The sequence below is a fragment of the Flavitalea flava genome (assembly GCF_054461575.1).
In genome coordinates, this window is the sequence record NZ_JBTLQH010000079.1 from 1 (window position 1) to 13,333 (window position 13,333).

The 13,333-nt window shown below is 42.8% G+C and carries 9 protein-coding genes; all 9 read right to left on the reverse strand.

What is annotated here, in order from left to right; translation table 11 throughout:
• The coding region (locus tag ACX0G9_RS30695; protein ID WP_459068817.1) for a condensation domain-containing protein at positions 1-1,397 on the reverse strand (1,397 nt) is incomplete at its 3' end.
• A gap of 70 nt (positions 1,398-1,467) precedes the next feature.
• Complete coding sequence (locus ACX0G9_RS30700; protein ID WP_459068818.1) at positions 1,468-3,084, reverse strand: MBL fold metallo-hydrolase; 1,617 nt, start codon at positions 3,082-3,084, stop codon at positions 1,468-1,470.
• A 24-nt stretch (positions 3,085-3,108) separates the two neighbouring features.
• Positions 3,109-3,621 carry a UpxY family transcription antiterminator gene (locus tag ACX0G9_RS30705; protein WP_459068819.1) on the reverse strand — a complete coding sequence of 171 codons (513 nt, stop codon included), beginning with the start codon at positions 3,619-3,621 and terminating at the stop codon, positions 3,109-3,111.
• Positions 3,622-3,902: 281 nt separating this feature from the next.
• Positions 3,903-4,586: a response regulator gene (locus tag ACX0G9_RS30710; protein ID WP_459068820.1), complete on the reverse strand. Its 684-nt coding sequence runs from the start codon at positions 4,584-4,586 to the stop codon at positions 3,903-3,905.
• Between the two features lie 433 nt (positions 4,587-5,019).
• Complete coding sequence (locus ACX0G9_RS30715; RefSeq protein WP_459068821.1) at positions 5,020-5,916, reverse strand: glycosyltransferase; 897 nt, start codon at positions 5,914-5,916, stop codon at positions 5,020-5,022.
• 19 nt (positions 5,917-5,935) lie between these two features.
• A complete protein-coding gene (locus tag ACX0G9_RS30720; protein ID WP_459068822.1) occupies positions 5,936-6,625 on the reverse strand; it encodes a glycosyltransferase family 32 protein in 690 nt (229 codons plus the stop codon).
• A gap of 1 nt (position 6,626) precedes the next feature.
• Positions 6,627-8,228, reverse strand: coding sequence for a condensation domain-containing protein (locus ACX0G9_RS30725; protein WP_459068823.1), 1,602 nt, complete (start codon positions 8,226-8,228; stop codon positions 6,627-6,629).
• A gap of 42 nt (positions 8,229-8,270) precedes the next feature.
• A complete protein-coding gene (locus ACX0G9_RS30730) occupies positions 8,271-9,869 on the reverse strand; it encodes a condensation domain-containing protein (protein WP_459068824.1) in 1,599 nt (532 codons plus the stop codon).
• Positions 9,870-9,901: 32 nt separating this feature from the next.
• Positions 9,902-13,333 (reverse strand): amino acid adenylation domain-containing protein (locus tag ACX0G9_RS30735; protein WP_459068825.1); only part of this gene is annotated, 3,432 nt, incomplete at its 5' end.

Consider the following 13,333-nt stretch of genomic DNA (forward strand, 5'->3'; position numbering starts at 1 on the left):
AACAGCCCCGTTACCGTTATATCCCTGGGATAATCACAATAGCAGCTATTGATCTCCTGACTTAATTGATACTCCTCCACCGGTGACAGCAGCGAAAGATCGCCAACTGGTTTATGAAGAGCTCCTTCGAATTGTTCTAAAACAAAAAGAAGCCGGTCCGCCAGAATTTCAATTTCCTGCTGATTAAAACAGGCCTTCTGAAAATCAATAAAAAACTGGAGTGGCTGCTGTTTACCATAATCCCGCCACCATATTTGCAAAGGATATTTTGCATATTCACTGGAAAGCTCAAAGGTGGTTGCGGTAATATCTTCTCCAAAATCCAATCCAAAATTCAGCAATTGGTAATTTACGATGATGTCCAAAAAACCATCTGATGAATTATTCTTAAGGAACCGGTTCAGATCACCCAGGAGAAAATTCTGGTTACGATAATCACTTTTTTGACCGGTGGAGATGGATCTGATAAGATCTGACAAAATTATATCCGGGGAATAGGATCCTTTAAAAGGGAGAATACCCGAAAACATTCCAACAATGTTCCGAAGTTGTTTTGTTCTCCTCTTGTGAATGGGTATTCCAAAAACGAAATCGGACTGTGAGGATGTCTTTGCAAGATATAGGAGGAGAGCAGCGATAGTCAGTTGCTGCAGGCTGGATCGGGTAGCAGTCTGTAATCTTTCGAAAAGATCCCGTTTCTCATTACTTATGGTTAAAAAGAATTTACCGCTTTTGCTGTCCTTCTCGCCATCGTTATTGTATTTAGCAGGGAATAACCTGGGTGGTTTGTCACTAATTTTCTCTTTCCAGTATTTTCCTTCTTTTTCATAACCTTCGGAATTATAATATTCCGCGCTACTGACCGCTTCTTTTATATATGCGGGATAACTAAAGAAGATTTCTTCGCCTTGAAGCAGAGATCTATACTTTTGTGCGATGTATTGTGCCCAAACCGTAAATCCGTAGCCATCAGTGATCAAATGATGATACTTATTAAAAAACAAATATTCCTTTTCGTTGATCTTTAACAGATATAATTCGAAAAGGGGTTGTTCCCTGGAGATAACAAAGGGAATATTAAACCGCTCCTGCATCCATGACTGGGCAGCCTGCTCCGGTTCTACATGGCCGGTAAAATCCAATTCTTTGAATTCGTGCTGTTCGTAATCCGGGTCGATATAACCGGCATATTCCTGCTCGTTCAGCTCGAAACGCATTTTAAAAACATCAAAAACCTCCGGTACTGAGGCTACCGCATTTCTCAGGAGTTCTTTCTTCAATTCACCGATCAATTTGATATAGCCCCCTACGTTGTAATGCGGGCTTTCACAATTAATTAATTGATCTATGTAAACTTCCCGTTGTGCAGGATGAAGAGGAAATTTTTTTTCTCTCATATAGGCTTAAAATTCCTGTCTGTCAAAAAACTACGTCAGTATGCCGGACAATCCGGCCCTGGCATTACCATTACCCTGCAATATCCATTTGCGCCTCGTATAACAACTCTTTTTCGCCAAATAGTCTTTCGGCAATAATCCCCTGTTCCTGACAGGTCTTTACAAGCTTGTTGGATTGTACTATTGGATTGGATTCATCAGTATATTTAATACTGCTGATAAATTCCAGCCAGGGCTCCTGCCCCATAGCATAAACGTATACCTCTTTGGGATGAAATATATTGACCAGGGACATTCCTTTACTGCAATCCGATCCGGCCAGGCGTCGGCTAAAGTCCTGGTCCCTTGTCAGTTTCTTTGTCATTAGAGGGCCGTACAACCACGATAAAGGAGCACCATCACATTCCATACCCAGGAACATGACATCTACATTCCCCGTCTCCTTATGAATGGATTCATACAGTCTGGGCTCCACGATCCGGGAATCTGCCAGGAATAACAATTTGAATCCGCCAATCTGAACGAGATAACAGGACTTTGTCAGGATATTCAGATCGCTGTGTTCCCCGATGAAAGGCAATCCGGTAATCGTCGCATCGGCAAACCGGATGGATTCCATCTCATCCAAAGAAAGCACATTATTGAATCCGATATGATTGAACATCAATTTAAGATCGGGGTCTTCCAGTTTTCCACTGCAGGTACGCGGTACAATGACATTCCTGATTTTATGCCGTAAAGGCAAAAGGGTCTCGAATAAAATATGATCCTGATGATTGTGGGTTATCAAAACATAATCGATAACATCGGGCAGGTCCGCATCGGAAAAATGCTTTATATCTGAGTGATATCCATAATAACTGATTAAAGGATCTGCAAGTATGCTGATTTCTTTCGTTTCTATCAGAATACATGCATGTCCGAAATAACGCATCCGGATTTTATCCCCGGTATACTTTTTATAAACTGGAGGAGGGTCTTCTGTAAACAGAGTCTCAAACAGGGGCTCTTGTGCTGAGGATATGCCCAGCATTGCTTTAATATACCCAAGGGACTGGGGAGTTCTTTTCATTTTGGCCAGTTCATCTATTCCCGGATGGGCAAAAGGGATCTCCAAATGGAGTACCCCAGGTTCATCCAGCCGGGGAGTGCTCAGGCAAAAGGGCCTATGATCGTTATTCGTGACCCAAAGGGCAATACTTTGAGCGGCCTTATTATAATACTCGCTTTTATATAAAAGAGATTCGAAGAACCGGTAATTCGCGTTATTGTTACGATCGTAATATAGTTCCACATACCCCCTGAGAATAGGAGGCACCTTTTCATAGAGAGCTTCCAGTCCAAATCCTTTCGCTTCCGTCAGAAGCAGTTTATCGAGCGCTTTTAAGGCATTGGCGAACTGAATTAACCTGCTCTCCTTTTCCATCGTTTTCTGAAGGAGTTCATTTACGCGATCCGTTTTCACACCCCCCAGATCCATAAATGGCCCTCCTCTCATTTTTGGATTCAGGACGGCCTGCGCATGAATATCAGGCGCCGAAAGATAAGATTCCATGATGGTAATGTGTCTTTCAACCGTATTCATAGCAGCAGTACCGGGAGAAACCAAGTGACTCCAGGCATACCACCGGTCAAATAAAGGTTCAATAACAACGTTAGGCTTAAGGTATTTTTTTAAATCGCTCATGTGTGATATGATATTAATAAATTATCAGACAGGGATAGCCATCAGGCATTCAGATGGCAAAGTGATCAGCAAATTCCGTTGCAGCAGGTTCACCCGAACCAGGAACCTTCTCTTACCATTAATCTCCACTACTTCGCAGGAAAGACCGGTAAGAGGGCCTTCACGGATAATCAGTTGCTGACCTGCCTTAAAATAATCAACGGAGACTTCTATCTCCTTCCCCCGGTCGATGATCATTTTTATATCCCCGATTATTTTATCGCTTACCCTGGCAATTTCTTTTCCGGTCCTGACGTAATGCAGCACCCCTTCTATATCCAATCCTGAATAGTAGTTTTGCCGGTCCCTTAGAAGGACAAAAATATAGGAAGGGAACAACGGAGTATCGATATATTTTTTTCGGTCATGCCAGATCCTGAGTGTTTTTACGGTCGGCAAAAAATACTCCATTCCGGTCTCGGACAATCTGGAGGATACCTTTTTCTCATGTTGTGGCTTTGTGTAAATGACATACCACCCTGCAACGAAGTTGTTCATTTCATTAAATTTTACGAACTCTATAATTATGGTAAACCATTAATGGCGACTAATCACAGCTATCGCTGGTGTAAGTAACAATTCTTACTGTTAACGATTGTCAATAAAAATTTAATTTAAATGAGAGTCAGTGAAGGGCGAATTCAAGAACGCAATTTTCATTCCAAATTTAATAAAAAATAAAAAGTACAACTTAGTAGTCCTACCCAATTTCATTGCGGCTATTACTAAAAGAAAATAGCATTTGACTTGATTTAAAAATTAACCTCCGCATATATTTACTACCTGATGAGGTTGGTAGTTCTGGACGTTTCTGTTATAATTTTTTCACTTATGGCATATTTCAAAAGGCCTACAGTTGACTTAACACCAAGTTTTTCTTTCATGTCCTGCCGTATTTTTTCTACGGATCTTACACTAAGAAAGATCTGATCGGCAATCTCTTTGTTACTTTTTTCTTCCCACAACAATTCGAGGATTTTTCGCTCCCTGTGGTTCAGGTCTATTTTAGCTGTACCGGTATCCTTCTTGTTATTTTTCTGTTTATTCCTATAAAGGGCTTCCGTAAACAACCAATTCCGGTACAACCTGTTACCATGTACGGTAATGATTGCCTGCAGTAATTCTTCAGGCTCATCCGATTTTGAAACATATCCGTGAATGCCAAGATCCAGCAAATCGCTGATCAGGTCAAGGTCTGTACACATAGACAATACCAATATCTTCATGCCGGGGTATAGATCAATCAGCAACCGGATCGAACTACTGATATCCGGTTCCGGCATGAAAAGATCCGCAAGCAGAATGTCCACAGAAGAACCTTTTAACTTACTAAACAGATCTCCCATATCCGATGCCTGTACAACAACATTTATATTTGTTTGTTGGGAAAGATAATTTCGCAGAACTTTTCTAAACAAGGAATGATCATCAACTATTCCTAAATTAATAGACTGTGTAAGCATAGGACAATGTTGTAAGGTTTGCACATTCTGGGGAAACTGAACAACTTCAGGATTTCCCCTGAGAAGTGAAGTAATGGTATACCTCTATTACTTCTCAAAAATGTTACATTAAATTATTTAGAATATTTGAATAAAAAAAATCGCATTCGATTCTGCCAATTATTTTTTCATGAACTTCGAAAAGCCCTTCTATGGCAAAAAAGAGAGAAAAGGGATATTAGGAAAATGCAGGAAAGAATAGTATATGCAAATCCCATTCCATTAAAGGTCCCCTTAACATTTGTAAAAAGAGAAGAGCGCCCAACCCGGCAACCTTTTATTTTCAAGGAATTTTTCTAAATAAAAAATCCCGCCATTAAGGCCGGGACTATGAATTAATCAGGAGTTCGGGATTTACTCAGAACTTAGTCAGGATCAGGGAAATGTAAGCGTTTTACCCTCTGCTTACCAGACGCATACTGATTTCATTGACATCCACCAGCTCCTGGCTTTTGTAATGTTCCAGGAAGATCCTGGTTTCCAAAGTTGGAAACTTTCCATGAAAATACAGACAATTCTGATATCCCTCTTCATGCCTTTCCGCTTTATTCTTATTATGCGGATAATGTATGGCCTGGGCAGATCTCAGCAAATTGAACCGGAGGCCGTGCTGATGGAGACGAAAACCAAGATCATTGTCCTCCACTCCCCACTTACCATCATAATTTTCATCAAAAAGCCCAACATTCAGCAGTTGTGCCCTTGGTACGGATACATGGCAGGTCCAGAAATAAACCCAGGGTGCAGGCAAATCTTCTATCCTGTCGTTGTATTTACCGTAATGGGACTCCCTTACATCCAAAAACACCGGATATCCGGATAATCGTTCGATTGACCTTGAAGGATCTGCAGGTATGATCAATTCTCTGAGTTGCTCAGCAAGATAGTCATTCTCTTCAAATCCATAGATGTAACCAATGGCAACTGCTTCATTTTCCTTTTCCCGATGGAAGCAAATATGCTCATGAAGACAATTTTTCCCTAACAATACTCCGGAATCAATTAAAAGGCAAATATCTCCAATTGCCATACGAATTCCTTTATTTCTTGCAGATGCAGGTCGGTACCCCCGGTCATCCTGAAAGACATAGCTGACATTCATCTGACTTTTATATTTTTCCACCACCTCATAGGTGCCGTCACGCGAACCATCATCTGATATAATAATTTCGAAATCGTCCCTGCTTACGTTTTGTCCTAACATGGAATCAAGCGTATAACTTAACAATTCGCTTCGGTTGTAAGTAGGTATAATTACTGAAATAGCATACCCGTTTTTTTCCTTTTTCATGTTGATTAATTATTTATTGTTATTTTTTCCACCACGTTCCGGCATAATAGTGAATCCCATAAGCCTTTTTCAATTTGGATTTCAAGGCAGCCCCTATCGGCCCTCCCTGTGAAACCAATGTAAGTTCATCCTTGGTCAGCGGATAAATCAGATCGGAGTCCAATATTTTTATATCTTCCATCCTCCCACAGGAATTATAGACTCTGGTGAGCATAAAAGGACCGGTGCTTTCCAGAACCAGGTCATTCGGATGATCCGTAAGACACCTGTTACTCTCTAATTCCATACACAACAGATCCAGAAAGAAATGGCCAGGGACTCCTCCCATAAAGGCATTGCTTATTATAATTTCCTTCTGATGGATCAGGCAATGCTCGGCTGGTTCTTTTCCGAATACACATTGGGCATTTTCAACCAGCGGGGTAATATTGGCAATGCATTCAAAATCCAGATCAATGAACATTCCGCCATATTTATATAATACAAAATATCTCAAGGCATCCACGCGTTGGATATTTTTTTCATAGCTGTCATATTTCGGCAAAAAGAAAGAGAAATGCTGCTTAATGAAATTCCTGTTCATTTCATCCGTCCACAAACAGTATTCCCAGTCTTCATGTTCCTTCTTCCAGGTTAAGCTCATTTTCCGGAAGTCCTCCGGTATATCTTTATCTTTCCATGTCTGATGAATGATCTTTGGTATTACCATATTACCGCCGTTTGATTGTTAAATTTGGATTGTTTGCGACGAGCTCCGTATATAGCAGATATTCGTCAAAAAAATCTTGTATCGTTTTGACATCATAAAGACTGCTGTCATAGTGAACATTGACGGACAACTGTTCAGGAGTATATGAAAAATTCAGTATCATATCGATTGGCATCAGGGGGTTATCGTCGTTTGATACCGGGGAAACCCTAATACCGAGGTCTTCCTGAAGAATCCTCCGATTTCCGTCCTGCATATGAAACAGGCTCTTATCGGTAAATAACATACTTATCTTCCAGAATGAATAGTAATCCTGTCCGGGAGCCAGCAGGGCATCAATGGCACTGGTCAGGGTATAAGCCCTGTTGGTGAACAATTCTTCGTTCGACCGCATTACTTTTTGTACGGCCTCCAAAAAAAGGTCATCCTTCGAGAAAACCGTTCTGATCATATCCGTCCGGGCATAGGATCCAATCTGCGGATAAGTTTCCGGAGAAGCCCTTCCGGAAATTATCGTACCGATGAGAAGGTCGTGCTGACCTGTTTTATTATACAAGAAAGCTTTGAAGGCAGCCTGCAGGACGATGAATAGGGTTGTATTAAACTCCTTCGCCCGAAGAAGCAGTAATGCCTTTAGTTCCGAAAGAAAAAGAACCTGTATGCGGGCCCGTATCCTTTCTTTCACTCCCTGGCCGCTCCGTATCCCCGCTCCGGGAATGATCAATTCTCCCGGTGCCGTATTATATAATCTGCTCCAGTATGCTTTTTGAGATTCCCAGTTCTTCCTATGGTAATTATTGAAAAAAGCCAGAAACTCTTTAAACTGAAAACGCAACTTACCTAATTGAGGCGGGCTGTTCCGGCATAGGTCCCTGTATACGGATAAAAGATCTCTTAATAATATTTCGTTCGACCAGGAGTCGGAAATAATATGATGCAGCTTAAGGGCAATGATAAATTCGTCCTTCCCTGTCCGGATAATCCGTGCCCTGAACAATGGCCCTTCATTCAATGAAAAGTCCTGCCCGCTGAATCTGGTCAGTTTTTCTATATCCGTCTCGCCCTCTTTATCCTTCGTCAAATCGATAAACTCCATATTGAATTTATCAGAAAGGCCGGATTCGACCCTCATCATATACGTTTCCTCAACCTTATGGAAAGTTGAACGCAGGCTTTCATGATGTTCCACGACAGCAGAAACGGCATTTTTAAAGATATCAGGATAAAACACTCCGGAAATACGATGATTCAGGAAGAGAATACCGTGGACAGCCTCATTTTCCTTATACTCCCGATCGTGGTCATCGTTCGCCCAATATAACTGCGTTGGCGTGATCTCGTAATAATATTCCCCGTTGAGCATGATCTTTTGACCAATACTATTGGTCTCGTTTATATTATCCGATTCATCTGCCTGTAGCTCCTTCAGATAGGCAACCACCATTTCTTTACGGGAGGAAAGTTCATTAAAAAGATCCTGTTTAATGGAAACACCCTTCCGGGATTTTATTTCCAGCCCCTCCCCGTCATAATGAACCGAGATTCCGCTATTATTCAAGCGTTCAATCAAATCAGTTATTTCCGAAATTTCAAGGTGATTCATATCAAATTTTAAAGAAGGTGAATAAAATTGTCAGTCACAGCCTTACAACCTGACAGGATACCCGGGATGATTTGTTATATTTTCCAACATTTCCGGGTATGCATCGAAAGCAATCCCGATCTGCTCCCGGGAAAAGGCATGCCTGCAATAACAAATATCCAATTCAAGCCCGTTATCATATTCTGCAACGACACATTTCAGGTCAAAGTGGCCGGGGATCCCGGAATAATGGAATGAGTTAAAATCTTCAATAACCTGACCGGTTTTATCCATATGGTTAATAAACACGGGAGAAAGGGCCGACAAGGAAATATCAAGGTCCTGCAGAATCCTTTCATAGGGATAAAACCGGAAGGACATGGCTTCCTCCATCTTAAAAGCTACGCTCCTGACAAGGTCAATCATGGATATACCGTCAACAAATTCAACACAAATAACCATCTCCCCAACCAGCCATCCGACAACACCATCGAATTCCTCAAAAATGCGTGTACTCATAGGCGTAAATAACCGAACGCAGGGTTCGTTCTTTATCCTGTTATACACAAGAGAAATCGTGGAAGCGAGTACAATAAAAAAACTCGTATTACAATCAAGCGCCAATTTTTTTAATTTGATCAGAAGATTCGCGCCTATAAATTTTTTATACCCATAGCCTGGAGGAGGATCTAAATTAACCACCAGGCCGAAGGCCAGGTCAAATTCTTCGATATTCTCCCTTTTGGTCAACGCCCGGATCTCCTCCCCCAACTTATCCTTATAGGAAGAGAATACTCCCTTGTTTTTTGTCAGGCTTTCCGATATCGTCCGTTTATAAAAGCGCCTGCATTCTTCTCCCTCATCTCCCTTCAGGAATTCATTTATCCAGGCTCCGTACTCTTTATATTGGCATGCCAAGGGAGGGAGAGGGTTTTCTTTCCCTTCTTTAAGGGCTGTGTAGACCGTCGTTATTTCTCTATGCAAAATGTCTAATGAATGCGCGTCGGAGATCAAATGGCTGATCTTAAAAAGGAGCATGCTCCTGTGGGCATCCTGTTTAATCACTTTTAAATGGACAAAGGGGCCCTTTTCAAAATCCGTCAATTGATTAGCGTCCTCGCTTTGCAATTCCCGAATGCGTTCTTCCCTGTTGTCCCGGCGGGTCAGATCGAAATATTCTACGGAAAACCCAGGAGGTCTGGATTCATGAATGAACTGCCAGATTTCCCCCTCATGTATAGCATAAGCAGTCCTGAGGCTTTCGTGTCGTTCAAAAATGCAATCGATGGCGCTTTCCAGGACAGATTCATCAAGATCCCTGAATAAAATTTTAAAAGAAAGATTATGCGCGTATTTACCGATGATCTGAAATCGTACAATTTCTTTTTTTTGCTGTGGTATTATCTCATATAAAACTTTGCCATTCCATAATACCGGGTTGACGAGGGGAGATAGGGTCATGACCTTTTTTTGCCGGTAACTTTTAAAATATCCAATTAAGTGTTCCTTCTTGTTTTTCAATTCAGTCAAAAATGAAGGATCGATCATTTTTCCTTTCTGTATGTGTATTATCATCTCATCATTGGATAAGGATAATTTTATACCGAGACTATTCGATTTTTCCAGGAGATCGACGATTTCGGTTAAGGACAGGTCAGGCATAATTATTTATTTTTTTCCGCTCAGAACAGGGCTTATAATTTCATCGTCTCATACTCATCCGATTCTTCCACCAGATTGTTAACCTGGATTTGAATGAACCTGGCCAGTAATTCGATATTCGAAAGCTGAAATATCGCTTTGACAGGAATTTCAATGGATAATTCTTTCCGTATGGCAGAAACTACCTGCACTGCCAGGAGTGAATGTCCTCCCAATTCAAAAAAATTATCGCGTACCCCCACCTTTTCCATATGCAACAGGGACTGCCAGATAATAACCAACCGTTGTTCCATTTCCGTCCGGGGTTCAGTATAGGCATTGCCCAAAATGGTATGGAGATCCGGATCCGGTAAACCCTTTCGGTCTATTTTGCCATTGGCGGTCAATGGCATCTGCTCCAATTTTACAATAAGGGTGGGCACCATATATTCCGGTAACTGTCTTTTTAAATAGTCGATGACAGCATCTTTGTCGAATTCCTTCTTTGGCACGACATATCCCACCAGCCGTTTATTTCCTCCGCTATCCGACCGTGCGACTACAACGCCCTGGCTCACCAGCCCGCTTAACTCAAGTATCCCTTCGATCTCCCCCGGTTCAACCCGGTAGCCCCGGATCTTCACCTGTGCATCCTGCCGGCCCATGTAACCGATATTCCCATCCGGAAGCCACCGGCAAAGATCTCCTGTCTTATAAAGTTTTTGTTCCTTGGAATTGCCACCTCCTGGTAGATTTTTTATTTTTAATCCGGACATATCCGGGATAAATCTTTCTGCAGTTAAATCCGGACGATTCAGGTAGCCTCTGGCCACCCCGGCACCACCGATCAGGAGCTCTCCGGCTACACCGATGGGATTGAGCTCTCCTGATGTATCCGTTATGAAGATTTGTGTATTGGAGATGGGTTTACCGATCAGACCGGGTTCCCTGGTCTTTATCCGGTAGCAGGTGCTGTAGGTCGTGGTCTCTGTAGGTCCGTAAAGATTTCTTACTTCTGTTTTATTTATATCCAGCCTTTGCAGAACTTCCGGCGGAATATTCTCCCCGGCCATATTTAAGACACTTACATTATTAAGGTCCGTTTTCTCTTCCAATAAAAACCGGATAACGCTTGGGACGGTATTTAATAAAACCAGGGAGTCCGCCGGCAGATACTTTCCGGCAGACAACCCGTTGTCCAATATCCGGATACGTTTCCCTACCGTCAATGGATAAAGCAGCTCGAATACCGACAGGTCAAAACAGAGGGATGTAGAGGCATAGACTGTACCAAAACAGCTTTCCGAAAATTCCTGCCGGCACCAATGTATAAAGGAATAAACATTTCCATGGTCGATCATTACCCCTTTTGGTTGGCCGGTAGACCCTGAAGTATATATCACATAGGCCAGCTGATCCTGTGCTATTTCTGTTCTGATCTTTCCGCCACTGGTCTCATTTATCTTCTCCCAATCGCCGTCCAGCTCAATAACAAGGGCATCCTGACCCAACCCGGATGGGAGATTCTGCCGGCACGCCTTGCTGGTGACAATGAACCCTGCTTCTGTATCCCCGAGCATGTACGCTATCCGCTCGGCCGGATAGGAAGGATCGATAGGTACATAGGCTCCTCCAGCTTTAAGTATTCCCCAGATACCGATCACCATATCGAGGGACCGCTCGATGCAAATTGCTACCAAACTCTCCCTTTTAACACCTTTTTTGCGCAGATATCGCGCCAATTGATTAGATCGCTCACTTAATCCGAGGAAGGTCAGTTGATCTTTCCCGAAGATCAGTGCGATCTCATCAGGGCGCCTTTTTACCTGCTCCTCCAAAAGGTCCAGTACTGTCTTGTTCACCGGGTAGGTTACCCGGGAATAGTTGAAGGTTTCCACCAACTGTTGCCGCTCCGGTTCCGTCAACAACAAAAGATCGCCGATCCGCCGATCCGGCGCCTGCACAACTGAAGCCAGCAGGGTTATAAAATGGCCGGCCATTCGGTTGATCGTCTCTTCCCGAAACAGGTCGGTGGAATATTCTACACTTCCCAGCAAATTGGATTCTCCTTCTGTAAGGGAAAAATTGAGATCGAACTTTGAGGTAGTGTATCCGGAGTTCTCCGATATTATTTTCAGCCCTTTTAACCCCTCAGGCACTCCTCCTGTCCCGGAGGTTCCGGAGTTGTTCTGCAAAATGAACAGCACATCGAATAAGGCATTCCGGCTCATATCCCGTTTCTTTACTACTGCCTCAACTACTTTTTCAAAAGGCACATCCTGATGCTCATAGGCCTCCAGAGCAGTCTGCTTCACTCTTTGCAATAAGGAAGTAAAATCCGGGTTATCTGCAAGGTCGCTGCGCAGAACCAATGTATTTACAAAAAAACCGATCAGACCCTCTGCTTCGGTTTGCTGGCGGCCGGCTATCACCGTGCCTACCAGGATATCTGGTTGCCCGCTGTAACGATACAATAGCACCTTGAATACGGCCAGCAGTGTCATAAATAGGGTAACTCCCTCTTTTTGGGATAATTGCCGGAGTTTTTCGCTAAGCTCCTCCGGCACCCGGAAAGACACCATACCACCCCGGCTGGTTTGAACGGCAGGACGGGAAAAGTCCGTTGGCAGATTCAATGTTTCTGCGCCGCCCAGTTTCTTTTCCCAATAATTTATTTTCAGCGATAATAAATCTTCCGAAAGATACTGCCGCTGCCAGATTGCGTAATCCGCATACTGTACAGGTAAGGGAGCCAGAACAGGCTCCCGGCCATCTGCAAAGGCCCCATAGCATTCAATCAATTCCTTCACCATAATGTCATTTGACCAGCCATCCGAAGCAATATGATGCAACACTACTACCAACAAATACTCCTGTTCTGATAAACGGATCAAATGAGCTCTCAATTTGTGATCTGTTGAAAGATCGAATGGTTCATTGATCAGGCTGTCTGCATAAAGAAGCAAGGCTGCCCTATCCTCCCCAAATTCTTTTTTTTCCAGGTAGTTTAATTTCCATCCGCCTTTTTCCAGTACCCTTTGATAAGGCCTGCCATCTTCCTGTTCTATTACCGTCCTTAATACCTCATGACGATTCACGATTTCCCGGAGAGCTTTAAACAACGCTTCTTCATGTAAATTGCCTTTCATGCGTAACACCGACGGCACATGATATTGAATGCTCCCATCCAACTGATCGATGAACCATAATCGTTCCTGTGCAAAGGATAAGGGAATCCGATCCGGTCTTGGAAGAGCAGTAAATGTCTGTAACAACCCTTTATCGGACCGTCCCATCAATTGCTTTCCTAAGGATGATATGGTAGGATAGTCAAAGACCTCTCCTATCGACACTTCTGCCATCAGACTTTTGCGCACTGCAGAAATAAGCCGGATGGCTAACAGGGAATGCCCTCCCAGCTCGAAAAAATTATCGTGGATCCCTATCCGTTCCACACCTAATAATTCTTCCCAGACGGCAACTAA